The 22,351-nt window shown below is 63.6% G+C and carries 23 protein-coding genes; 10 read left to right on the top strand and 13 right to left on the bottom strand.

Annotated features, from left to right (window positions below; translation table 11 throughout):
• Positions 1-102 precede the first annotated feature (102 nt).
• From FIV09_RS19130 to FIV09_RS19120, 3 genes are all read right to left on the bottom strand, one after another.
• Positions 103-372 carry a hypothetical protein gene (locus tag FIV09_RS19130; RefSeq protein WP_152453109.1) on the bottom strand — a complete coding sequence of 90 codons (270 nt, stop codon included), beginning with the start codon at positions 370-372 and terminating at the stop codon, positions 103-105.
• Positions 373-506: 134 nt separating this feature from the next.
• A complete protein-coding gene (locus FIV09_RS19125) occupies positions 507-1,577 on the bottom strand; it encodes a ParB/RepB/Spo0J family partition protein (protein ID WP_152453107.1) in 1,071 nt (356 codons plus the stop codon).
• Positions 1,555-2,961 (bottom strand): AAA family ATPase, encoded by a 1,407-nt coding sequence (locus FIV09_RS19120; RefSeq protein WP_152453105.1) that lies wholly within the window; start codon positions 2,959-2,961, stop codon positions 1,555-1,557. Before FIV09_RS19120 ends, FIV09_RS19125 begins: the two co-directional genes overlap by 23 nt.
• A 607-nt stretch (positions 2,962-3,568) precedes the next feature.
• On the opposite strand from FIV09_RS19120, the gene FIV09_RS19110 reads away from it, so the two are divergent.
• The 8 genes from FIV09_RS19110 (at position 3,569) to FIV09_RS19075 (ending at position 9,087) form a co-directional block, all read left to right on the top strand.
• Positions 3,569-4,804: a replication initiation protein gene (locus FIV09_RS19110; protein ID WP_152453088.1), complete on the top strand. Its 1,236-nt coding sequence runs from the start codon at positions 3,569-3,571 to the stop codon at positions 4,802-4,804.
• Positions 4,805-4,863: 59 nt separating this feature from the next.
• Positions 4,864-5,091: a type II toxin-antitoxin system Phd/YefM family antitoxin gene (locus tag FIV09_RS19105; protein ID WP_152453086.1), complete on the top strand. Its 228-nt coding sequence runs from the start codon at positions 4,864-4,866 to the stop codon at positions 5,089-5,091.
• Positions 5,088-5,477, top strand: a complete 390-nt coding sequence (locus FIV09_RS19100; RefSeq protein WP_152453084.1) for a type II toxin-antitoxin system VapC family toxin — start codon at positions 5,088-5,090, stop codon at positions 5,475-5,477. The genes FIV09_RS19105 and FIV09_RS19100 overlap by 4 nt, the downstream gene beginning before the upstream one ends.
• A 236-nt stretch (positions 5,478-5,713) precedes the next feature.
• Positions 5,714-6,157 (top strand): cytochrome c family protein, encoded by a 444-nt coding sequence (locus FIV09_RS19095; RefSeq protein ID WP_152453082.1) that lies wholly within the window; start codon positions 5,714-5,716, stop codon positions 6,155-6,157.
• A 158-nt stretch (positions 6,158-6,315) separates the two neighbouring features.
• On the top strand, positions 6,316-7,281 hold the full coding sequence (locus FIV09_RS19090; RefSeq protein WP_152453169.1) for an ABC transporter substrate-binding protein: 966 nt from the start codon (positions 6,316-6,318) through the stop codon (positions 7,279-7,281).
• A gap of 68 nt (positions 7,282-7,349) precedes the next feature.
• Positions 7,350-8,042, top strand: a complete 693-nt coding sequence (locus FIV09_RS19085) for an ABC transporter permease (RefSeq protein WP_152453167.1) — start codon at positions 7,350-7,352, stop codon at positions 8,040-8,042.
• A complete protein-coding gene (locus tag FIV09_RS19080; RefSeq protein WP_152453080.1) occupies positions 8,039-8,662 on the top strand; it encodes an ATP-binding cassette domain-containing protein in 624 nt (207 codons plus the stop codon). The genes FIV09_RS19085 and FIV09_RS19080 overlap by 4 nt, the downstream gene beginning before the upstream one ends.
• Positions 8,659-9,087 (top strand): hypothetical protein, encoded by a 429-nt coding sequence (locus FIV09_RS19075; RefSeq protein WP_152453078.1) that lies wholly within the window; start codon positions 8,659-8,661, stop codon positions 9,085-9,087. The genes FIV09_RS19080 and FIV09_RS19075 overlap by 4 nt, the downstream gene beginning before the upstream one ends.
• Before the next feature lie 14 nt (positions 9,088-9,101).
• On the opposite strand, the gene FIV09_RS19070 is transcribed toward FIV09_RS19075, so the two are convergent.
• The 10 genes from FIV09_RS19070 to FIV09_RS19025 form a co-directional block, all read right to left on the bottom strand.
• Positions 9,102-9,818 (bottom strand): LrgB family protein, encoded by a 717-nt coding sequence (locus tag FIV09_RS19070; RefSeq protein WP_152453076.1) that lies wholly within the window; start codon positions 9,816-9,818, stop codon positions 9,102-9,104.
• A complete protein-coding gene (locus FIV09_RS19065; protein WP_152453074.1) occupies positions 9,811-10,167 on the bottom strand; it encodes a CidA/LrgA family protein in 357 nt (118 codons plus the stop codon). The genes FIV09_RS19070 and FIV09_RS19065 overlap by 8 nt, the downstream gene beginning before the upstream one ends.
• 57 nt (positions 10,168-10,224) lie before the next feature.
• Positions 10,225-10,860, bottom strand: a complete 636-nt coding sequence (locus FIV09_RS19060) for an ATP-binding cassette domain-containing protein (protein ID WP_152453072.1) — start codon at positions 10,858-10,860, stop codon at positions 10,225-10,227.
• Complete coding sequence (locus tag FIV09_RS19055; RefSeq protein ID WP_254702371.1) at positions 10,853-12,496, bottom strand: ABC transporter permease; 1,644 nt, start codon at positions 12,494-12,496, stop codon at positions 10,853-10,855. The genes FIV09_RS19060 and FIV09_RS19055 overlap by 8 nt, the downstream gene beginning before the upstream one ends.
• A 90-nt stretch (positions 12,497-12,586) precedes the next feature.
• A complete protein-coding gene (locus FIV09_RS19050; RefSeq protein WP_152453069.1) occupies positions 12,587-13,798 on the bottom strand; it encodes an ABC transporter substrate-binding protein in 1,212 nt (403 codons plus the stop codon).
• Positions 13,795-14,418, bottom strand: coding sequence for a CDP-alcohol phosphatidyltransferase family protein (locus FIV09_RS19045; RefSeq protein ID WP_152453067.1), 624 nt, complete (start codon positions 14,416-14,418; stop codon positions 13,795-13,797). Before FIV09_RS19045 ends, FIV09_RS19050 begins: the two co-directional genes overlap by 4 nt.
• A gap of 102 nt (positions 14,419-14,520) precedes the next feature.
• Positions 14,521-15,087: a membrane integrity-associated transporter subunit PqiC gene (locus tag FIV09_RS19040; RefSeq protein WP_254702370.1), complete on the bottom strand. Its 567-nt coding sequence runs from the start codon at positions 15,085-15,087 to the stop codon at positions 14,521-14,523.
• A 5-nt stretch (positions 15,088-15,092) separates the two neighbouring features.
• A complete protein-coding gene (locus FIV09_RS19035; RefSeq protein ID WP_152453065.1) occupies positions 15,093-17,552 on the bottom strand; it encodes an MlaD family protein in 2,460 nt (819 codons plus the stop codon).
• 3 nt (positions 17,553-17,555) lie between these two features.
• A complete protein-coding gene (locus FIV09_RS19030; RefSeq protein ID WP_152453063.1) occupies positions 17,556-18,209 on the bottom strand; it encodes a paraquat-inducible protein A in 654 nt (217 codons plus the stop codon).
• Entirely contained in the window at positions 18,170-18,823 is a 654-nt protein-coding gene (locus tag FIV09_RS19025) for a paraquat-inducible protein A (protein ID WP_152453061.1), read from the bottom strand. Before FIV09_RS19025 ends, FIV09_RS19030 begins: the two co-directional genes overlap by 40 nt.
• Before the next feature lie 249 nt (positions 18,824-19,072).
• On the opposite strand from FIV09_RS19025, the gene FIV09_RS19020 reads away from it, so the two are divergent.
• Positions 19,073-21,112, top strand: a complete 2,040-nt coding sequence (locus FIV09_RS19020) for an NADH:flavin oxidoreductase (protein ID WP_152453059.1) — start codon at positions 19,073-19,075, stop codon at positions 21,110-21,112.
• A 3-nt stretch (positions 21,113-21,115) separates the two neighbouring features.
• Positions 21,116-22,351 (top strand): aromatic ring-hydroxylating dioxygenase subunit alpha, encoded by a 1,236-nt coding sequence (locus FIV09_RS19015; RefSeq protein WP_152453057.1) that lies wholly within the window; start codon positions 21,116-21,118, stop codon positions 22,349-22,351.

Genomic DNA, 22,351 nt, shown 5'->3' with positions numbered 1-22,351 from the left:
GCGCCAATTGAAAAAGTACACCGCTATTCGCAAATCCCGGCGGCGGTCGATGACGCGTCGCGGGCAGGGCGCTCATGCGCAGGCCCGCCTGAACGCCAAGCATCAATACACTCCGATGATGTCAGCCGCGGTCGTACCCGTCGACAGAACCGCCCGCACTCGGAAGGGGTAGACGATGCCTTCCGCGAGGTTGCGGAACGTCACGGATTCGCCGCTCTGGAAGACCACGGCGAGGTCGCCGGACTGCCCAAGGATGACACCACGGGGCAGGGCGGTCAGCTCCGCCGCATCATCCGGCACGATGGCAAATCCATGCGTCGCGGGGGAATCGTAGCCAGCGGACTGGCCTTTGAAAGGGTCGAAAATCGGCATCAGCTCTCTCCTGAACGAGGACGATCAGAACCTTGGTCAAATCTACTAAGAGGCTCCAAAGGCGCCGGACGTTGCACGAAAAACGGGGTTTCGCGCGCGAAACCCCGTCACAGTGTAGCGTCGATTTTGAGCGTTCACTCCGAGAAATGAGACTCGATCTTGGCAATAACAGTGTCGATATCGACGCCTTCGAGCGCCGCGCCGGACAAGGTAATCGACACGCTGTCAGACCGGCGCCCGACCTTCATTCGGATACCTTTCCCGATTTCGCGCCCGGGATCTGCGGCTTTCGCTGCTTTCTTCGGTCGACCGCCGCGCGCGCTATCGACATTGCCAGTCTCCGCCTCCTCGATCAGAGGTAGCAGAATAGCCCATTCCCGCTCCGCATCCGAGATCACTTGCGTCTCTAACGCTGCCCGAATTGCACTTCCGAGACCGACACGCAGCGCCCCGGCAAGGCGAAGGCATTGCCGTTCGCTCAGGGCCTTCGGGAAATGCAGCATATCTCCCAGCTCCTCATGGATCAGGGCGAAGGATCGGATCTTCGACCGCTTGGCCTTGGATGAGGATGAATATAGGCTCGAAACCGCCTCATCGAGACTGGAGAACACACCGCCATGCACCGCCATGGCCGCGACCCGACCGCGTTCATACTGACTGATCCCGACCCGGATCTCGTTCTCTTCGATCATGGCCTGGATTGCCTCGACCGAAGATTTCGGAGCCCGCACGAAGGCCGGAATGGTCGCGAATTGCGTGGACCCGTAGCTTGCGTTCAGCTGCCGCACGGCCGCCAACCGCCGGAACCCGGAAATGAGCGCATAACTCCCGTCCGCTTGCCCGAAGACCTCGATGGGCAGACGCAGCCCATGCGCATCGATGGAGCGCACCAGTTCTTGGAGCGCCTCGTCCTCAACATCCATCCGATCCCGCGACAGGGTATCGACCGAGATCTCCGCCAGCGGAATCTCGACCGCGACAAGACCTTTCTGCCGGGCCGCGCGCAGCGTCTCTGCATCACTGCGATCCCGCGCTACCTCGGCGCGTTCGCTGTGGGGCAGGGGGTCGGACAATCGCGCCGCATCCGCGACCACATCCGCAATGGGCGGCCGCATGCCCCCGCGTGTGGTTTCGCGTGCGAAACCCTCTTCAAGCTCCTTCAGCGCATCGGCCGAGGGCACTTCAAGCTGTCTGCGTTTCGCCATCTTGGGCCTCCTCCGTCATTGCCTGCGCATCGCGCCACCACGCCCCGATCAGGAGCTCCTTGAATTCCGCGTAAGTGCGGTCGAAAGCCTCGCGCCCCCGTGTGTACGTCTCGCGATTGAAGTTGCGGTAATCCGCCTCGTAGATGCCCGACACGGTCTCCCCGGCCTGCCCGACGAGTGCCGTGTATTCCTGCCGGTACGCGTTCATCATGTCGCCGAAATAGGCCTGTATGACATTGGCAAGATCGGTCTGCTGAGAGGCATCGAAACGCGTGATCACCGCCCGCACAACGTCCCATTCGAAGCGCATTTCCGGCAGCCCCGCCCGCGCCCGCGCCGCGTTTTCACCATCCTCGATGGAGGCGAAGGTCGAATACAGCATGTCGAAGAAACGGCCCGTCGAGTCGAATTCGAGGAACGACGCGCCGAGCGGGACAAGAATGATGTCGGCCGCGGCAAGCGCATTGATCGTCAGGTACCCAAGTGCAGGTGGCGTGTCGAGCAGGATGATATCGTATTCATCCAGCGCGCCCCCATGCTCCAGCGACGCGGTCAGCGCATCCCAAAGCGCCCAGTTGCGCATTTGCATACGCCAGACCGGGATCTGAAACTCCGCCCAATAGAGGTTCAGCTGCGCACCGATTAGGTCGATATTCGGCCAATGGGTCTTCTGAACGACATCACTCAGCCCGAAGCCGAGCGCCTCCGTCAACGTCTCGTCCAGCGGAACCGCAGCTTCGCCCGCCGCTTCACGCACCCGGTTTTCGGCCTGCAAATGGGTCGCGTAATCTCGCGCCAGAAGCGGGAAGACCGTCTGCCATTCATCGGCAACCTGCCCGCCCATGATGGAGGTCATCGACCCCTGGGAGTCGAGATCTACGACCAGCACCTTGTAGCCGTCGAGTGCCGCCGACATCGCTAGATGCGCGGCGGTCGAGGTCTTGCCGACCCCGCCCTTGAAATTGGCGACTGCCACGATCTTCGCGGGCAGGCCTTCGGGCCGGTAGGGGCGGTATTCCTTCGTGCTGACGCCTTCTTCGGCAAAATGATCCCGAAGCTGCAACACATCCTCAAGGGTGAACCACTTCGCGTTCCCCTGGCCCTCGCCTTGCGGCAGGTCAGGATGCTTGTTCAGAACCCGGCGCAAATGCGCGGGTGCCACCGGGATCAGGTACCGGCAGATTTCCCACATGGAGAATTTGCGCAGCCGTTTGCGCCCGTCCGGCGAATATCCACGCTTGGCCAGATCGTCGCGCCCGCGCCCGGCAAACGCCGCAGCTTTCGCGAATCGCGCGGTATCTATGGGCTCGCCCAGCTTGCCCGCGGCAGCTTTCGGATCCAGATTGAAATAGGGGGGGAGGGGAACCTCCGGTTTGCGTGCCATGCTCGGTGACCTCTTCGACATCGTCTGTTTTCGACGTTATTGCCAAAATCATCGCACATCTTCGTCCGAAGGTGAATCATTGAAACAAGCGATGGGTCATTTTCTGACAAAGACAGGACTTCAGGCCTCTTCCAGAGAGAAAATTGAAATAAGAACAGCAGGCGAAGCCGTACAAGGTTCAGGTATCTTTCAGATCTTTAAGACTTTCGGCAGAATAAATTCATTAAAATCAGTAGGTAAGGGGGCATCGGGTGTCCGCCTACAGGTCAAAGGGTACCCGTATGCGGGGTGAGGTGGACCTGTCTGCGGTAGAAAGGGCTCCGATTCGCAGGTTTTGGGGCACCGAGACTCGGGAAAGCCGAAAATGCGCGTAACAGGGTCACATCGCGAATGGGGCCGTACCGTATACGGGTTCCCTTCGAAGTGCCGACCTTCCGGCAACCCGGGATTAGGGACCCGTTTGCAGGATGCGTTTCCGAGGAAGAACCCTCGAATTTAAGGTACCCACAAGACAATTGTGCGGGGGCGCCTTTTCGGTCATCCTGTTCCCGAGGCAGGGCGACTCGAAAACGGGCGCCATATCAGGACATTGAGAACGGGCAGGGCGATGCGGGATCTTACCCAATCGGAATCCGGGGATGATATTCCCCGTGACAAGCTGACAGGCTCGCTCAGACGGCCTTCGGTCAAGAAGAACGTCGCAGCGATCCATGTGTCGGGCAAACTGACATTGCTGCAGCGCAAGCTGTCCAACGTTCTTCTGCTCAACGCCTATGACACGCTCATCTCGCGGCCGAAGCACCAGATCGACGCGCGGACGCTGTGCCTGATGGTGGGCTACAATTCCAATGATATGGAGACGCTGAAACAGTCTCTACGCAGCCTTGCAGAGACGACGGCCGAGTGGGACATGCTCGACGAGCAGGGGCGCCAGGAATGGGGTGTGTCTTCGCTGCTCTCTTACGCCAAGCTCAAGGGCGGAATTTGCGAATACGCTTATTCACCGGCTTTGGCCGAGAAGCTGCACGACCCCAAGGTCTTCGCGCTGATCAACCTCAATATCCAGCGCCGCTTCACCTCCGGCCATGCGCTGGCGCTCTACGAGAATTGTTACCGCTTCGTCCGGACAGGCTCGACCGGATGGTGGCCGATCGAGCTGTTCCGGCGCCTCATGGGGGTCGATGGCTCTGCCTATTACGACAGCTTCAAGCATCTCAACGCCAAGGTCATCAAACCTGCCGTGGCGGAGGTGAACAAGACGTCGAACATCCTGCTCGAGCCAGAGTTTCGCAAGATGGGCCGTCAGGTCGTGGAGCTGCGTTTCAAGATCAAGGAGAACCCGCAGCTTGGTCTTCTGAACATCGATGACGGGGAGGGGATAAGGCAGGGCCTCACCTATCGCCGTTTGATCGCGGTCGGGGTCAGCGACCGGCTGGCGCGGCAATGGATCGCGCAACATGGCGAGGCCTACGTGAACGAAAAGCTCGACTACCTCGCCGGGCGCGAGGGGATCGAGAGCCCGGTGCGCTACCTGACGGCCGCAATTCGCGACGATTACAAGCCCGCGGATGGCTCGGACGCCGCGCCGTCGAACGCCGATATCGGATCGCTGGACGAGATGCGCGCGCTGCGCACCAAGCAACTCGACCGTATCCGCGCGCTCGTGGCGGATCGCAGCCCGACGCAACGCGATGCCGATAAACGGCTGTTCCTCGCGCGGCTGAAGGATGCAGCTCTGCGGGCGGATTTCGGCAAATCAGGCTGGGATAGTGCCGCAAATCGCTCCGCCATCGTGCGGTTCTGGGACGAAATGGTGCCGGGCGCCTTCGAAGATCTAACCTGAGGCGGCTTGAAAAGAGACTGGAGGTTGGCTAAGTTAGCCATGCGTCCCGGAGGCATGTCATGCAGGTCAATGTCCACACCGCCAAGACCCAGTTGTCCAAGCTGATCGAAGCCGCTCTGCGCGGTGAGGAGGTCGTGATCGCGCGCGGCAAGGACCCCGTTGCGCGCATCGTGCCGTTCCAGAAGCCGAAATTCGAGTTTGGCCTTCTTGAGGGCGAGGTCACGCACATCCCTGATTTTCTCGAACCCATGGATGAGGACGATCTGGATCTCTGGGAAGGGCGATGAGCCGATATCTGCTCGACACGCATGCCTGGGCATTTCTCCATCTCGATCGCAGCCGCATGCCGGTTGCGACATTGCAGACCCTCGAACAGGCGGACGAAATCTTCATCAGCCCGATCAGCGCGTTCGAGATTGCCCAGAAGGTGCGCATCGGCAAATGGCCCGAGGCCGCGCCGCTCCTGACCCGCTTTGCAGAGCTTGTTGGCCGGGACGGGACGCGGGAAGCGACATTGACGGCTGAAATATCGCTCCATGCCGGGGTCATGGATTGGCCGCATCGCGATCCGTTCGACCGTATTCTAGCCGCGACGGCTGAGGTGCTGGATCTGACGCTCGTGACCATGGATCGTGCCTTCGCGACGCGATCCGGACTGCGCACTTTCTGGTAAATCGACCATCGCCCGCAAGTCTTTGCTTTGGGAAGCCGTGCCGTTTCTCGCTGACAACGCTGGAAGAATGCCGCTATGGCACCAAGGAAGGCATGGCCAAGCGCGTATTCTGAACTAAGCTGTGCTGGCGCATGGATGAAAGAGGGCCGGTGCCGATTTGTCGAAAGGGAGGATCACGACCTGAAGGCGAAGACCGCAGCGGTGTCCTTGGATTATCAAGGTCAGAAAGGATGATCATGCTTAAGAAACTTCTCGCAGCTACCTGCCTGTTTGCACTGCCCGCAGGGTTTGCCGTGGCGGAAAGCCATTCCACCGAAGGCGAAATGGAATTCGAGATCGTGGGCGACGCCGAAGCCGGAGAGCGCGTCTACCGCAAGTGCCAGGCCTGCCACATGGTCGGTGAAGACGCGCAGAACCGCGTGGGTCCGCAGCAGAACGGCGTTTTGGGTCGCACGGTCGGGGCTGTCGAAGGCTTCCGCTATTCCGACGTCCTGATGGAAAAGAACGCCGAAGGCGTCGTCTGGAACCCCGAAACGCTCGCGGCCTTCCTTGAGAACCCGCGCGAATGGGCGCCCGGCACCAAGATGTCCTTCGCCGGTCTGCGCAAGGAAGAGGAGCGCAATGACGTGATCGCCTATCTTGCGACCTTTAACGCAGACGGCACCCGCACCACCGAATAAAAGATCCCGAGACGGATCAGACCGCCCGGTCCACCATCGCGTGGGCCGGGCGTTTTGCTGCCTCTCCCCCAAAGGTCGCAGTTCCCCACGGCCGGTCATGTGTCACTCTCATCCCGAACCGAGCTCGCCGCTCGGCAAGGGAGGATCCAGTGACAGCCATATACAAACGCCTTTGGGCGACACTTACCGTTATCGTGCTTGCCAGCACCGCCGCCGCGCAAGATCTGCCGACGATCCGGGGCGCGGTTCTCAAGATCGGGACAGTCAATTGGGAATTGGCGACCATCGTCGAGAATGGCCTCGACGAGAAGCACGGCTTCAAGCTTGAGATCATGCCCTTCGCCGATAACGGCGCGACGCGCGTCGCTGTTGCGGGCGACGAGGCCGACATGGCGGTGGCCGACTGGATATGGGTGGCGCGCCAGCGGGCAGGGGGGCAGGACTACACATTTGTGCCGTACTCCAAGGCCGTGGGCAGTGTCGTGGTCCCCGAGGGCAGCGATGCCGAGACGCTGGAGGACCTTGCCGGCGGCAAGATCGGCATCGCCGGCGGTCCGCTCGACAAATCCTGGCTGATCCTGCGGGCCTATGCGCAGAAGCAATACGATTTCGATCTGAAGGCCGAGACCGAGCAGGTCTACGGCGCGCCGCCGCTGATCTTCAAATCCGGCCTTAGCGGGGATTATGCAGGCGCGATCAATTTCTGGCATTTCCTCGCCAAGATGAAAGCCGCAGGCATGCGCGAGCTGATCTCGGTCGAGACGGCGGCCACTGAGCTGGGCCTCAACCCCGAGACGCCGCTCTTGGGCTACTTCTTCAAGGATGAATTCGTCGCCGCGAATCCGGGCATTGCGCAGGCCTTCTACAATGCGTCCCGCGACGCGAAGGATCTGTTGCTGAGCGACCCGGCCGCATGGGACGCAATCCGTCCGCGCATGAATGCCAAGACCGACGCGCAGTTCGAACAACTCAAAGCCGATTGGATCGCCGGCGCGCCTGCGCGCGGCCCGATCGACCTTGAAGGGGCCAATGCGTTTCTGAGCCTGATGAACGAATTGGGTGGGGCGGACCTCGTGGGCGAGGCAACGCAAGTGCCTGCCGGATTGTTCGCGGAGGTCGAATAGGCGTGACGCCCCGACCGGATCAGCGTGCGGTCACGTCGCTGTCCTTGGTGGGGCTGCTTGCGCTGTGGATGGGGGCCGCGGCATTGACCGCGGATGCCTCGGTCCTGCCGCAGCCCTATGCGCTGATTGATCCGCTCAGGGCGGAGCTTGCCTCGGGCGAGTTGCTGTACCATCTCGGTCGCACGCTCATACGCGTGGCCTGGGCCTTTACGCTGGCGATGGTCCTCGGGATCGCCCTTGGTCTCGTGATGGGTCGGTCAGAGCGGGTGAACCAATGGCTCGACCCTTGGCTGGTGGTGTTCCTGAACCTGCCGGCACTCGTACTGATCGTGCTCTGTTACCTTTGGATTGGTCTAAACGAGACGGCGGCCATCGTCGCGGTCGTGCTCAACAAGGTGCCAAATGTGGCCACCATGATCCGCGAAGGCGCGCGGTCCACATCCCCCGAGCTTGACGCCATGGCGCGCGTCTACCGATTGTCGCCGCTGACCCGGCTGCGCCATGTGACGCTGCCGCAACTGGCCCCGTTCATCGCAGGGGCCGCGCGCTCCGGCGTCGCGGTGATCTGGAAGATCGTGCTGGTCGTGGAATTCCTGGGCCGATCATCCGGCGTGGGCTTTCAGATCCATCTCTATTTTCAGCTCTTCGATGTGGCGATGGTTCTGGTCTATGCGCTCTCGTTCATTTGCGTGATGCTGGTCGTCGAATGGGCGCTTCTGCAGCCTTGGGAACGGCGCGTGCGCCGCTGGCGGTTGGCATGATCGAGATCGCCGTCACCGCCAAGCGCTTCGGTAACCAACCGCTCCTCGGGCTTGTCGCTTTCGACATTACACCGGGCGAGACGGTGGCGATCACCGGCCCGTCGGGCATCGGGAAATCGACGCTTTTGCGGATCGTCGCGGGCATCGACACGGATTTCGACGGGCACATCGCGACGCCTGACCGTATCGCGATGGTCTTCCAGGAGCCGACGCTTCTGCCCTGGCGCAGCGTTCTGCAAAACCTCACGCTCGTACATCCGGGGCTGGGCGATGCCGCGGCGCAGGCCTGCCTCGAACGCGTGGGCCTGTCGAACAAGGCCGGCGATTTTCCCGGACAGCTCTCGCTCGGCCAGCAGCGGCGTCTCGCCCTCGCGCGCGCCTTCGCGGCCGAGCCTGAATTGCTGATCCTGGATGAGCCTTTCGTCTCATTGGACCCGGCGACCGCAGAGACGATGCTGACCCTGACCGAGAAACTGATCGCCGAGACGCGGCCCGCAACCCTGTTTGTCTCTCATTCTGAAACCGAAGCGCGTCGTCTGGCGACGCGGATCCTGACATTGCGGGGCAATCCCGCGTCGCTCGCACCCTTTCCCATTGCAACGCAGGAACTGAAATCATGAAACACATTTCCATGGCCCTCGCGCTCTGTCTGTCTGGAACTGTCGCCACGGCGCATGATTATGGCTTTGCGGGCATCCTCTCGAACGGCAATTCCGGCGAGATGCCGGAGCTGACGCTTTCGGTCGGTCAACCCATCGCTGAGGGCCCGATCACGCTCGAATCCGGCAAGGTCTACGAGCTCGAGATAGAAGCCGACGGATCGGGTGAGCTTGCCCTGACTGGTCCCGATTTCTTCCGTGCGATCTGGGTGAATGAGGTCGTCATCAACGGGTTGGAAATCCGCCCCTACGGCCTCGAATCCGTGGAATTCGACGAGGCGGGCGAGATGGAAATCGAGTTCGTCGCGATCAAGCCGGGCACGTATGAGCTGAAGATCCCCGGCTCCACCGGCGACACGCAGCGCGTGGAGATCACGATCAAATAGGGCAGGGCAGGGGGCTAGAACAGCATGCCGATGACCAGCGGCGCCAGAAGCGCTGTCAGCATCGCGTTCAGCCCCATGCCGATCCCCGCGAAGGCCCCCGCGGTCGAATTGACCCGGAAGGCATGTGCGGTCCCGATCCCGTGCGCGGCCAAGCCCACGGCAAAGCCGCGCGCGCGCCAGTCGGTGATGCGCATCGCGTTCAGCATGGGCGTCGCGACGATGGCGCCGGTGATCCCGGTCAGGATGACAAGAACGGCGGTCAGCGTGGGCTCGCCTCCGATCGCCTCCGACACACCAAGGGCCACGGGCGCCGTGGCGGATTTCGGCGCGAGCGACAAGAGCGCCTCACCGCGTACACCAAGCGCATAAGCGATCCCCAGCGCGCTCGCGATTGCGGTCATTGCCCCGGCCAGAAGTGCTCCAACCATGGGCAGCAACGTGCGCCGCACCCGACCGAGATTGTCGTAGAGCGGCAGCGCCAGCGCGACGGTTGCGGGGCCGAGCATGAAGTGCACGAATTGCGCGCCCTCGAAATACGCCTGAAACGGTGTGCGGCTCACGGTCAGAACCACCGCGATCAGGATGATGGCCATCAGGACCGGATTGGCGAGCGGATGACGCTTCAAGGCCTCCGCGAGGCGATCCGCAATGACGTAAGCGGCCAGCGTCACCGTCAGCCACAAGAGCGGCTCTTCCGCGAGATAGGACCAGAGCTCGAACGGATCAGTCATCGCCCGTCGCTCCGGTCAGTTTCGCGGTCAGGATGAACGCCCAGACCCCGGCGAGGATTGCCAAGGTGGTGGAGACGATGAGTGCGGCGGCCAAGGCAAGGCCGTTCTCGGCGAAGGTGCCGAGATGCGCCGTCACGCCCACCCCCGCCGGCACGAATAGAAGCGACAGATGCGACAGAAGGCCCGACGTGGTCTCCCGCATCCGGTCGGCGAGTTTCGGCACGGCGATGAAAGTGGCAAACAGTGCCGCGAGCCCGAGGACCGGCCCGGGCACCGGCAGCCCGAAGCCGCGCGATGCGAGCTCTCCGCCAAGCTGGAACAGCAGCAGAAGGGCAATGTTCTGGATCATCCGGGAAACTCGGTCTAAACGCGCTCGACCGGAGGCTAGAGCAGGCGGCTTTGGCCCTCAACCGCCAAGCGTCACGACCGGTCCGCCCGCCGCCTCGGCATCGGCGCTGTCATGGGTGACCATCACGACCGGAAGGCCGCGATCCCGTGCTCGGTCGAAAACCAGCCTGCGCATCTGCTCGCGGCGGTCCGCATCGAGTCCCGAGAAGGCCTCGTCGAGCAAAAGCGCGCGCGGCTCTGACAGAAGCATCCGCATCAAGGCGACCCGGGCCTTTTGTCCGCCCGACAGCGTGGCCGGATCCCTGTCAGCAAAGCCCGACAGGCCGATTTCCTCCAGCGCGTCCTCGATCTTCCGGGCGCGATCCCCGCGCCCACCGCCGGGGCTGAGGCCGAAGGCCAGGTTCGCCCCGACCGACAGATGCGGAAACAGCAGATCGTCTTGAAAGAGGATGCCGATCCTGCGGGCTTCCGGCGCGACATGGGTGATATCCGTCCCGTCGAGCAGAACGCGCCCCGCAAAGCTGAACACCGGATCAAGCGTGCCTGTCACCAGCGACAGCAGCGTCGATTTTCCGACGCCCGACGGCCCCATCACGCTCAGAACCTCGCCCGGCGCGACATGCCGGTCGAGGGACACGATGGGTGTGCCACCGCGCGTTATGGCGATGTTCTCAAGCGTCAGGCCGTCAACCATGCATGCCTCGTCGATTGCGCCACAAAAGCGTGGGGATCAGCAGCGCGGCGGCGAAGGGGATCATCGCGGCCATCGTTTGCGCCACGCCGTAGACCCCGATCGCGCGTCTGTCGCCGCCCGATGCCAGTGCCACGGCCTCCGTGGTCAGCGTGGCCACCCGACCGCCGCCTGCAAGGAGCGTCGGCAGGTATTGCCCGACACTCACCGCGATGCCGACCGCGGTGGCGGTCAGGATGGGACGGATCAGCATCGGCAAGCGTATCCGCCAAAGCACGCCTGCGGGCGATGTGCCGAGCGCGCGGGCGACAACGCCATTCTGCGGCTCCCAAGCGCGCCAGGGATCGCCGAGAGACAGGAAGACGTAAGGCAGCACGAAAACCAGATGCGCGGTGATCACCGGGACCATGCCGGCGGTCAGACCGAAGGTCAGGAACAAGGTCTGCAATCCGGGCAGAAAGGCGATTTGCGGCACCACAAGCGGCAGGTAGACCAGCCAAAGCCCGGCCTGTGTCAGGGCGCGCCCGCGCCGGTACTCGGTCTCGAGGCATCCGATCACGAGGAACAGGGCGAGCCCCGTGGAGATCGCCGCGATCAATGCTGTGTCCCCGGCGCTCCCCCATGCGCTCGGTCCGTGGCGCGCCCAACTGCGCAGATCGAGCCCCTGGGGCAGGGCGTCGGGGAAACCCCAGAACCCTGCAAGGGACCAGACCGCAAGACAGGCGATCCCGCCCAGGACAGTGAGCGCCGAAAACCCACCCGCGACGACGCCCAGCGGGCGGAGAAGCTGGTCCGCCGATCGACCGCGACCGCCGCGCGCGATCCAGGCGAGGCCAATCCGGGCCACGGCCCATTCTCCGCACCGCCAAAGCAGAAGGGCCGCCACGACAAGCCCAAGCTGCACCATCGCAGCTGCGGAGGCCGTGAGACGCATGGCAAGATCCGGATCGGCCATCCAGCGCACCACCTGCACCGAAAGGGGCGGTGGCGTCGATGGCCCGAGGATCAGCGCCACATCCACCACCGACATTGAATAGGCCAGAACCACGTAGACCGGCAGGCGGATCTGCGCATAGATCGCCGGAAACACGGTTTTGAGCCAGCCTGTCACGCGCCCATATCCCGCCGCTTGCGCTACCCGCATGCGCCGCGTCGCGTCGGCCTGACCCATCGCGGCCAATCCCATCAGCATCAGGAACGGCATCTCCTTCGCGACGAGACCCGCAACCATGGCAAGGCCCCATCCATCCTGCACGATCAGCAGGTCGGGGGGTCTTTCCCACCCCGTGACCCAGGGCGACAGCGCGCGGGAAATCCAGCCCGACGGGGCGATCAGGAAGGCAAGACCGAAAGCCATCGCCGCGTGCGGGACCGACAGAAGAGGGGACAACAGCCGCTCGAGCAGTCGGAACGCGCGCGTCCCGGACCATCCCGCGAAGAGGAGCGTCACCGCGGCGAGCGACAGCATCGTCGCCAGAAGTCCCGTGGTGATCGACAGCCGCATCGCGGGGACAAGCCCCGGCCATTCCAGAAGCGACCGGAAGGGATCCAGCGACCATTCAGTCAGGCCCGCGGCGGGCAGGTAGCCGAATGCCGGGATCAGCGTGCCCGCAAGCCCCGCAGCGACAGGCCCCAGCATGACCAGCATCGTGATGGGCGGTATCGCGGAAACGGGGCCTATGCCGAGGCGAGCCCCGCTCCGTCTGTTCGAAATGCGGGCAGGCACGTCTTACTGAACGACGCCGTAACGCTCGATCCATTCCTGTCCGATGCGGGTCATCCAGCTCGGATGCGGCTCGGGCTGCACGGTGCCAAGCTCCGCCGGAGACAGCGTCGCCACGCCGAGATCTAGCGCCTCGAACGCCGCGCGATCCGCTTCGGGCAGCTTCTCCATCGACAGGACCGTGCCATAGCCCAGGATATCAGGATCCTGCGCGCGCAGCTGCGCTTCGGGCGACATCAGGGCGTTGGCCACGACCATCGCGCCTTCCTTCGAGCCCGAATTGTAGGGAATCGCCACGAAGCTCGCGTTGCCGAGCGTGCCGTCTTCCAGAACGAAGGTCCGGACGCTGGGCTGAAGCTGGTTGTTGGCAATCGCCGTCGAGGCTTCCCCCGGCGAGAAGGAGATCGCGAGGTCGATCTCCTCGTCCGCCATGAGCTGCAATTGCGCGGGCCCGGTCGACGGGTAGGCCTGACCTTGGCGCCAGAGCACGGGGGTCAGCGCGTCGAGATAGTCCCAAAGCGGCGCGGTCACCGCCTGGAAATCCGCCTCGCTCTCAGGCTTCGACAGGATCTCGTTGTCGTCGGTCAGCTCGATCAGCGTCTGTTTCAGGAAAGTCGTCCCCAGGAAATCGGGCGGTTGCGGGTAGGTGAACCGCCCCGGATTTGCCTGCGCCCATTCGAGGATCGACTCGGCCGAGGGCAGGGGGGCTTCGAGGTCCGCAGTATCATGCATGAACACGACCTGTGCCATGGCCCAGGGGGCCTCATAGCCGTCGGTCGAAACGGTGAAATCCGTCTGGACCGTCTTGCCGTCCACATCGACATATTGCCAGTTGGGCAGCGCCTCCGCGAAGGGCCCGAAGAGCAGCTCTGCCTCCTTCATTGCGGCGAAGTTCGGCCCGTTGATCCAGATCAGATCAACCGCGCCGTCCTCATCCGCGCCGGCTTGCTTTTCGGACAGAACCCGCGTCACCGCATCGCCGGTATCGGACAGCTTCACGTGCTCCAGCGTCACGCCATGCTCTTCCGCGACCTTGTCGCCGATCCAGGCGATGAAATCGTTGGTGGCGGTCGATCCGCCCCAGGCGTGCCAATAGACGGTCTGGCCCTCGGCGGCGGCGGTCACGGCCTCCCAATCGGACGGGTCGGTCTGCGACCAGGCGGGAGCCGCAAGGCTCATCGCGGCGACAAGCGGAAGGGCGGTTTTCAAGGACGTCATGAGGTCTCCTTCAGGTCGGTAAAGATGCCGCGTGCCGCCCAGAGGCGCAACGTGGCTGTCAGATAGCACAACGTGCCAAAAACCCACGCAAGTGCCGCGAAATGAGTTTCAAACAGACAGAGAATGACGAAAAACACGATGGTCTCCGTCCCTTCCAGAAGCCCGTTCGAGAAGTAGAGCGATTTGGAGCCCTGGGCCGATGTCTCCATCCCGCGTTTTTCCGCGAGGATGGCAAAGCCCAGAAAGCTCGTGCCGTTGAAGTAGAAGGCGGCCAGCAAGAAAGCCCCGGCCAGCCCGTTCTGCGCGGGATCCAACAGGACGAACGCCAGCGGCACCGCGCCATAGAACAGGAAATCGCAAGCGATATCGAGGTATCCGCCGAAATCGGTCTTGCGGCTCGCCCGCGCGACGGCCCCGTCGAGGCCATCGGCCAGCCGGGAGGCCAGGAGCGGCACCAGCGCCCAGAGCGTCAGGCCCGCGGCAATCATGCCCGCCGACAAAAGCCCCAGCGCCAGACCCGCCAGCGTGACCGCGTTCGGGGTCGCACCGATCGCCGCAAGCTTCCGCCCGGCCGCGTCAAGCGGCGGGTCGATCAGCGGGCGGATGCGGGCGTCGAGCATGTTGGTCTCAGGCCTTGTTGGGACTGTCGCGCCATTCATGCCCCCCGACCGTCGAGGCGTCCATTGCCTCTACGCGAACGTGAAGCCTCGGGATGATATGTTTCAGAGCCCTTCGCGCGCGATCTGCTCCGCAAGGCGCGACACGGCCCGTCCGCGCGCGATTGCAATGGCTGCGGCAGAGCCCGGGTCGCCGATAATGGCTTCCTCGATGGCAAACTGGCCCGACGATGCCCGACCGCCTGCTTCGGGCGCGATGAAATACTGCCCCGACAAAAGGAAGACGCCTTCGGCCGTGGCGAGCAATTCCTCGATCCGCACATCGACCGTCGCGGCGGGGAAGGGCCGGAAGGGCCATGGCTCCGGCGCCACGGTGGCGTTGGTGATCGTGCCCAGATCGCGCGACAGCTGCAGCGTGATCGACCGCGCGGGCAGATCGGCCCAAAGCGGACCCGCGGGCGAGATCGCACCGGCCTCGTCGCGGATGTAGATATCCTCGGCGGAGGCGTAGCTCGGAAGCGTGACCTCCGCGACCTCAAGGCTGGGGAAGCTCGACGTCACGCGCGCCTCGGGCGGAATGACCGGCGACGAGAACCGCGTTTCAGTGCCGCAGGCGGCCAGTGTGGCCACGAGGCCCAGGGCCGCGATCCGGCCGAACATTTGTGTCATCATTGGTCTTACCGTCCCAGAATTAGCGAATTCGGATTGCGTTCGATGGTGCGTGCGAGCCGCTCGATGGCCTGCGCCGCCGCCTCGATCTGGCGGATGGCACCCTGCGTTTCGCGCGTGAACTCGGCGTCCCGGCCATACGCGCTGAGCGTGCTGGCCGCCTGATTTGCGACCACGCGAAGCTGCGTGGCGATCCCCGGCAGAAGCTGGGTGGCCTCCTCGATGGCCGAAGCCGCATCGCGCGCGGAGGCCAGCGTGGCATTCGCGTTGTCCACGATCCCGCCTGCGCGCAACTCCTCGAGCGTCAGGGTCAGTTGCTCCAGCGCGCCGTTCAGCTCCTCGGGCAGTTCGCGCGTCGAGGGCTGGTTGATGAGCGCTTCCGCAGAGGCGAGCAGGTCGGACGTGCGGTTGGCCAGCGTTTTAAGCGGGACCTCGCCCGCATCGCGCAGGATCGCATCCGCCTGATCGACGATACCGGGCAGACCGTTCGCCGCCTCTTCGACACTCGCGACCGCATCGGTGATCTGTGTGACCACGTCCTGCCGCTCGATCTCGGATACCATTGTGTTGAGCGAGCCGGAGATCTCCTCGAGATCGGACAGAACATTCGCGACCTGGTTCGGCAGGCCTTGCGTATCCTCGCTGCCTGCAACCGCGTTTACGGATGCCAGGATCGATTGCAACTCGTTCAGGGCGACGGTGACTTCGCCCGGAATTTGCTGCGCCTCGGGGCTGGCGATGATCGCTTCCGCCGACGTGATCAGCGCGGAGATTTCATCCGACAGATCGCCAAGCGGCACGTTCTCGGCCTCTTCGAGGATCGTGTCGACCCGCGCGACAAGGCCCGGCAGACCGTCAGCGGCTTCGCCCACGCGCTCAAGCGCGCCGGTCAGCGTATCGGTCAGTCCCTGCCGCTCAAGCTCGGCGAGGATCGTGTTCAGCGAGCCCGAGATTTCCTGCAGATCCGACAGCATGTCCGACACCTGGCCGGGGATGCCCTGTACCTCGTCTCCCTCGGTCAGGCCACGGACCGAGGCGAGAATGCCGCGCAACTCCTCCGGCGCGTCCTGTAGTGCCTGGCTCCCGATCAACGCCGTGGCATTGTCGAGGAAACCGATTGCCGATTGCATGACTTCCTCGATGGGAAGATCGTTCACGCGTTGCAACACGCCCTGCGCTGAGGTGGCCACATCGGTGATATCGGCTTCGGTCGTGGGGACGATCGGATAGGGATCGCCATCGCGGTCCAAGGCCGCCTCGGGCGCGCCCGGCACCTCGGTCAGCACGACCTTGAGGCCACCCGTCAGAAGCGACGCATTGGTCAGCTGCGCACGCATGCCGTCCGCGATGCGCCGCTCGAGATAGTCCAGCAGATCCTCTTCATCGGCGCCATCGCCAAGCCCGATCCGGCCGGGATTGATCCGCACCGTCGTCAGAAGCCGCACGCCGTCATCACCGAAGCGGTCGGGATCGACGAAGCCCGTGAGCGACGCGACCTCGCCCACGCGCAGCCCGCCCAGTTCAACCGGCGCGCCGGCGCTGAGGCCCGAGAGGTTCTGCTCGAAGATCATGGTCAGCGTGACGCTTTCGCCATCGCCCTCGACAAGGAAATCGTCCCGGGCCGCGTCTTCGTTCGGGAATAGCTGGAAGACGGCGTCCTGCACCATTTCCGTACCGCCCGATCCCATCGTCTCGAAGGTGATGCCGCCGGTGATGAGCGAGGCGAAGCTGTCAAAGTTGAGCCGCGCGCCCGAGGCGCCGAGCGAGAAGGAGAAGCCCGAAACATCCCAGAACCGCGTGCTCGAACTGACAAGCTCTGTATAGGGCTCGTAGATCACCGCCCGCGCAGAGACGCCGGTGCCGCCATCGTCGATCTCGGCGCTGGCGACCTGGCCCACCTGAACGCCCTTGTAGACAATCGGTGTGTTTGCGGCGGGCAGGCTGTCGGGCGAGCGGATCGTGAACTCGATGCCTTCCTGGTCCGCACCCAGTAGCGGCGCCGTGGAGAGACCCACGAAGCTGTCGGTGAACCCACCGGGCGTGCTGTCCCAGACGCCCTGGATATAGACGCCGGACAGAACGGTATCGAGCCCCGTGACCCCCTGTGCGCTGACTTCGGGGCGCACGACCCAGAAGCGCGCCTCGGAATCGATGTAATCCGCGAGCTCCTTCTCGAGGCGCACGGCGACTTCCACCTTCTCCAGATCGTTGGTGAAGCCCACTTCCTCCACGAGACCCACGCGGATGTCGCGGTAGCGCAGGACCGTCTCGCCCGCCTTGACGCCCGCGGCATTGTCGAAGGTGATCTGAACCAGCGGTCCCTGATTGTTGTAGTTGTTCCAGGCCGCACCAAGGGCCACGACCAGCGCGAGGATCGGCACCAGCCAGATGATCGACACGCGCTCCCAGAGGGACGGCTTGCCCTCCTCGACGGGGACGGCTTCAGGCGAACGGGACGTATCGGACATGGATCAGGGGGTCTTTCCGTTGGGCAAGCGGCGCTCGGCGTCCCAGATGAGGCGGGGATCGAAGGCCTGAGCGGACAACATGGTGAAAATGACGGACAAAGCAAAGGTCAGCGCGGCCGGACCTGGCCGGATCGAGGCCACGACGGACAATTGCACAAGCGAGGACAGGATCGCCACGACGAAGACGTCGATCATCGACCAGCGGCCGATGAATTCCACGATCTCGTACAGATGCGTGCGTCTGCCGGGTGAAACGCGCGTGCCGCGCGCCGAGGACAGGGCGAGAAAGGCGATGGCCAGGAACTTACCCACGGGGATCAGCACGCTGGCGATCAGGATGATCGCGGCGACGCCGTAGCTGCCGTATTTCGCGATCTCGACCGCGCCCCCGACAATCGTGCTTTCGGAGCGGGAGACGAGCGTATTGGTGACCAACATCGGGTAAAGGTTTGCCGGGATGTAGGCGGTCACACCCGCGATCCACCAGGCCCAGACCTTCTGCAGGCTCTTCGTATCGCGGGAGACGAGCTTGTTGCCGCAGCGCCCGCAGCGCGCCTGACCCATCGGCCAGACCCGCGCGCAGCGTTGGCAGGCGACAAGGCCCGCTTCGCGCGCGGTCAGTCTTCTTCCAGCTCGAGCGATTTCCATACGGACCATGTACACAGAAAGTTGTCGTTTATCAGCACCAGAACCACGAGGGCGCTGAACATCCAGAAGGCAGGGCCGAACCCGATTTGTGCCAGGTCGGCCACTTTGACCAAGGCCACCGCACAGCCGATGGCGAAGATTTCGGCCATCGCCCAGGGCTTGAGGTCCTGGCTCCAGCGAAAGGCGCGGCGAGCATGGGGCAGGGCAGGGCGGTCGCGCACAATGGGGACCAGCACGTAGAGAATGAGGCAGGTGCGCAAGAGCGGCACGAAGATGATCGACGCGGCAACGAGGAAGGACAAAAAGACCATGTATCCCGACCGGAAACTCGAGGCCGCATCGAGGATCGAGGTCGAATTGCCGAAGCCGCTGGCATTGATATCGAGGAACGGGAAGAACAACGCCGCCACGACGAGGATCATCACCGCCAGTGTCAACGCGATGATCTTCTTGCCCGCCTGGCGTTTCGGCGCGATCAGCACGGTATGGCAATAGGCGCAGACGGCGCGCCCGCCATGGGCCGGCATGGTGGCCACGTAAAGCGCGTCGCAATGCGGGCAGGCAATCAGATCTTCGATCTCTGCGGCATCGGGCGGGGTATGGTTTGTCGCCTCGGCCGCCATGATGCAGGTCCGAACTCCCCGAAATCTTTTCGTGTCTGCGTTTTGTGACACTCACCACCTGACCTATAGCGACAAGGGCAAAAGGACCAGAGCCCTGCGATCACGGGTAAGTTCACGGCTCTTTTCGGTCGCAAAAAGGTCAGCCCGTGTCGCCTTGCGGCACGCGGCAGGGGGCGGCTTCAGCCAAGGCTTACGGAAAGACACATGGTGTATGTTGCGACATGCGCCCCGAGCCGCGAAAGCCTGCCCATGCGCAACGATCCCCTGTTGCAGCCCTATCAGCTCAAGCATCTCACCTTGCGCAACCGCATCATGACCACCGCGCATGAGCCCGCTTATCCCGAAGACGGCATGCCCAAGGACCGCTACCGCGCCTATCACGAGACCCGCGCGAAGGCGGGCGTGGCGCTTGCCATGACGGCCGGATCGGCCGCGGTGTCGCGCAACTCGCCGCCAGTCTTCAACAATATCCTGGCCTACAAGGACGAGGTCGTGCCGTGGATCCGGCGCCTGACCGATGCCTGTCATGAACATGGTTGCGCGGTGATGATCCAGCTGACGCATCTGGGCCGCCGCACCCATTGGGCCAAGGGCGACTGGCTGCCCGCCGTCTCGCCCGGCCACGAACGCGAAGCGGCGCATCGGGCCTTTCCGAAGATGCTCGAGGATTGGGATATCGAGCGGATCATCCAGGACTACGCCGACGCCGCCGAGCGGATGAAAGTCGGCGGCATGGACGGGATCGAGTTGCAGGCCTACGGCCACCTGATGGATCAGTTCTGGTCACCGCTGACCAACGCCCTCGACGGGCCTTACGGCGGACCCGATCTCGACAACCGGCTGCGCTTCACCTGGGATGTGCTCGATGCCGTGCGCGCGCGGGTGGGCGAGGATTTCATCGTGGGCATTCGCTACACCGCCGACGAACGGCTCGATGGCGGAATTGGCGTTGAGGAAGGGCTCGAGATTTCGCGCAGGCTCGCGGATAGCGGCAAGGTCGACTTTCTGAATGTCATCAAGGGCCATATCGACACCGATCCGGGCCTCACGGACGTGATCCCGGTGCAGGGCATGAAGAACGCGCCCTTCATCGACTTCGCGGGCACGATCCGGGCCGAGACCGGCATGCCCACCTTCCACGCCGCCAAGATCCCCGACGTGGCGACTGCGCGTCATGCGGTCAGCGCCGGGCTTCTGGACATGGTCGGCATGACCCGGGCGCATATGGCCGACCCGATGATCGTGCAGAAAATCGTCGAGGGCCGCGAGGACGATATCCGTCCTTGCGTCGGCGCCACTTATTGCCTCGACCGGATCTATGCGGCGGGCGATGCGCTGTGCATCCACAACGCCGCAACCGGGCGCGAACTGACCATGCCGCATGTGGTGCCGCCTGCCGCCGAGACGAAGAAGGTCGCCATCGTTGGGGCCGGCCCTGCGGGGCTCGAGGCCGCGCGCGTCGCCGCTGAGCGCGGTCACGCCGTCACCGTCTTCGAAGTGCAACCCAATCCCGGCGGGCAGATCCGGCTGACTGCGCAATCGGAGCGGCGGCGCGAGATGATCTCGATCATCGACTGGCGCATGTCCCAATGCGCCGCTCGCGACGTGGAATTCCGCTTCAACACCTATGCCGAGGCCGAGGATGTGCAGGCTCTGTCTCCGGATATCGTGATCGTTGCCACCGGCGGCCTGCCGCATACGGAGGTCTGCGCGACAGGCAACGATCTGGTCGTGTCCTCCTGGGACATCATCGCGGGCGATGTGAAGCCCGGTGCCCGCGCTCTGGTCTATGACGATGCGGGCGATCACGCGGGCCTCCAGGCTGCCGAAATCATCGCCAGGACCGGCGCGCATGTGGAGATCATGACCCCCGATCGCTGTTTCGCGCCCGACGTGATGGCCATGAACCTCGTGCCTTACATGCGGTCGATGCAGGCGCTCGATACCCGCTTCACCGTCACGTATCGCCTCAAGGATGTGACCCGGACCGGGAACATGCTGACCGCCCATATCGGCACGGATTACTCCGACCATGTCGAAACGCGGGACTTCGACCAAGTCGTGGTGAACCACGGCACACTGCCTATGGCCGATCTCTATTTCGATCTGAAACCTCACTCCACCAATCACGGCGCGGTCGATCAGGAGGCTCTGATCGAGGGCCGCCCGCAACCGCAGACCCGCAATCCGAACGGGGCCTTCGCGCTCTACCGGATCGGCGATGCCGTCTCTGCCCGCAATACCCATGCCGCCATCTACGACGCCCTGCGTCTCGTTAAGGATATCTGAGCCATGAGCGCCCAATCCGATATGCTCGAACACCTGATGCGCCGGAAGCCCGGCCACACGCTGCCCCGCGCGCTTTATCGCGACGCGGACATGTATACCGTCGATATGGAGCGGATCTGGTATCGCGACTGGCTGCTCGTGGGCTCGGTGGCCGAGATCCCGAAGGCCGGCAATCACATGACCGTCCAGATCGGCGAGTATTCGGTGATCGTCGTGCGCGGCACGGACGGGCAGGTGCGGGCCTTCCACAATTCCTGCCGCCACCGCGGATCGCGCATCTGCCAGACGGCTAAGGGATCGGCGCCGAAGCTTGTCTGCCCCTATCATCAATGGACCTACGATCTCGATGGTCGTCTGCAATGGGCCCGCGATATGGGCCCCGATTTCGACCCCTCGCAGCATGGGCTGAAGCCCGTGCATTGCCGCGAGGCGGCGGGCATCCTTTTCCTGTCGCTTGCCGATGAGGCACCTGCCTTCGATGCGCTGGCCGAGGCGGCGCAGCACTATGCCGGGCCGCACAAGCTGTCGGACTGCAAACTCGCCCATGAGACCACGATCATCGAGCAAGCGAACTGGAAGCTCGTGATGGAAAACAACCGCGAATGCTACCATTGCTCGGGCTCGCATCCCTCGCTTTGCGTCAGCTTCGACGACAATCCGAACATTGCGGGCGATGGCTCGGGCAAGGACGATCCCGTCATCGCCGCCCATCTGAAGAAGTGCGAGGCGGCGGGCCTGCCGTCGTCCTTCCGGATCGCGCCCAATGAACAATGGCGCTTCGTCCGTGTGCCGCTTCTGGGTGACGCGGTCAGCTACACGCTGGATGGCGGGCCGTCCTGCGAGAAGCTGGTGGGCGATGTGACGATCCGCGATGCGGGCTCGCTGTTGTTCTTCCACTATCCAAACAGCTGGAACCACTTCCTCGGCGATATCGTGATGCTGTTCTCGATGATGCCGATTGGCCCGCAGGAAACGGCGGTGACCACGAAATGGTTCGTGCACAAGGATGCGGTCGAGGGCACGGATTACACGCTGGACCGGCTTACCCCGGTCTGGATTCACACCAATGACGAAGACCGCGCCATCGTCGAGGAAAACCAGCGCGGCATCAACTCGCCCGCCTATGAGCCCGGCCCCTACAGCCCGGCGCAGGAATCGGGCGTCGCTCAGTTCGTCGACTGGTATTGCGAGACGATGACGGCGCGCCTGACCGGCCGCGCCCTTTACGCGGCGGAGTGA

Origin of the sequence: Roseivivax sp. THAF197b, from assembly GCF_009363255.1 — a bacterium.
Lineage (GTDB): Bacteria > Pseudomonadota > Alphaproteobacteria > Rhodobacterales > Rhodobacteraceae > Roseivivax.
Note: the sequence above shows the minus strand (reverse complement) of the source record. Positions and strands in the feature narration are given on the sequence as shown.

Coding starts and splice junctions, on each gene's coding strand:
- FIV09_RS19015 (WP_152453057.1), top strand. CDS start 21,116: ATGAGCGCCCAATCCGATATGCTCGAACACCTGATGCGCCGGAAGCCC.
- FIV09_RS19095 (WP_152453082.1), top strand. CDS start 5,714: ATGCTTAAGAAACTTCTCGCAGCTACCTGCCTGTTTGCACTGCCCGCA.
- FIV09_RS19075 (WP_152453078.1), top strand. CDS start 8,659: ATGAAACACATTTCCATGGCCCTCGCGCTCTGTCTGTCTGGAACTGTC.
- FIV09_RS19030 (WP_152453063.1), bottom strand. CDS start 18,209: ATGGTCCGTATGGAAATCGCTCGAGCTGGAAGAAGACTGACCGCGCGC.
- FIV09_RS19120 (WP_152453105.1), bottom strand. CDS start 2,961: ATGGCACGCAAACCGGAGGTTCCCCTCCCCCCCTATTTCAATCTGGAT.
- FIV09_RS19040 (WP_254702370.1), bottom strand. CDS start 15,087: ATGATGACACAAATGTTCGGCCGGATCGCGGCCCTGGGCCTCGTGGCC.
- FIV09_RS19080 (WP_152453080.1), top strand. CDS start 8,039: ATGATCGAGATCGCCGTCACCGCCAAGCGCTTCGGTAACCAACCGCTC.
- FIV09_RS19070 (WP_152453076.1), bottom strand. CDS start 9,818: ATGACTGATCCGTTCGAGCTCTGGTCCTATCTCGCGGAAGAGCCGCTC.
- FIV09_RS19060 (WP_152453072.1), bottom strand. CDS start 10,860: ATGGTTGACGGCCTGACGCTTGAGAACATCGCCATAACGCGCGGTGGC.
- FIV09_RS19055 (WP_254702371.1), bottom strand. CDS start 12,496: ATGCTGGGGCCTGTCGCTGCGGGGCTTGCGGGCACGCTGATCCCGGCA.
- FIV09_RS19025 (WP_152453061.1), bottom strand. CDS start 18,823: ATGGCGGCCGAGGCGACAAACCATACCCCGCCCGATGCCGCAGAGATC.
- FIV09_RS19050 (WP_152453069.1), bottom strand. CDS start 13,798: ATGACGTCCTTGAAAACCGCCCTTCCGCTTGTCGCCGCGATGAGCCTT.
- FIV09_RS19105 (WP_152453086.1), top strand. CDS start 4,864: ATGCAGGTCAATGTCCACACCGCCAAGACCCAGTTGTCCAAGCTGATC.
- FIV09_RS19110 (WP_152453088.1), top strand. CDS start 3,569: ATGCGGGATCTTACCCAATCGGAATCCGGGGATGATATTCCCCGTGAC.
- FIV09_RS19085 (WP_152453167.1), top strand. CDS start 7,350: ATGGGGGCCGCGGCATTGACCGCGGATGCCTCGGTCCTGCCGCAGCCC.
- FIV09_RS19100 (WP_152453084.1), top strand. CDS start 5,088: ATGAGCCGATATCTGCTCGACACGCATGCCTGGGCATTTCTCCATCTC.
- FIV09_RS19020 (WP_152453059.1), top strand. CDS start 19,073: ATGCGCAACGATCCCCTGTTGCAGCCCTATCAGCTCAAGCATCTCACC.
- FIV09_RS19130 (WP_152453109.1), bottom strand. CDS start 372: ATGCCGATTTTCGACCCTTTCAAAGGCCAGTCCGCTGGCTACGATTCC.
- FIV09_RS19035 (WP_152453065.1), bottom strand. CDS start 17,552: ATGTCCGATACGTCCCGTTCGCCTGAAGCCGTCCCCGTCGAGGAGGGC.
- FIV09_RS19065 (WP_152453074.1), bottom strand. CDS start 10,167: ATGATCCAGAACATTGCCCTTCTGCTGCTGTTCCAGCTTGGCGGAGAG.
- FIV09_RS19045 (WP_152453067.1), bottom strand. CDS start 14,418: ATGCTCGACGCCCGCATCCGCCCGCTGATCGACCCGCCGCTTGACGCG.
- FIV09_RS19125 (WP_152453107.1), bottom strand. CDS start 1,577: ATGGCGAAACGCAGACAGCTTGAAGTGCCCTCGGCCGATGCGCTGAAG.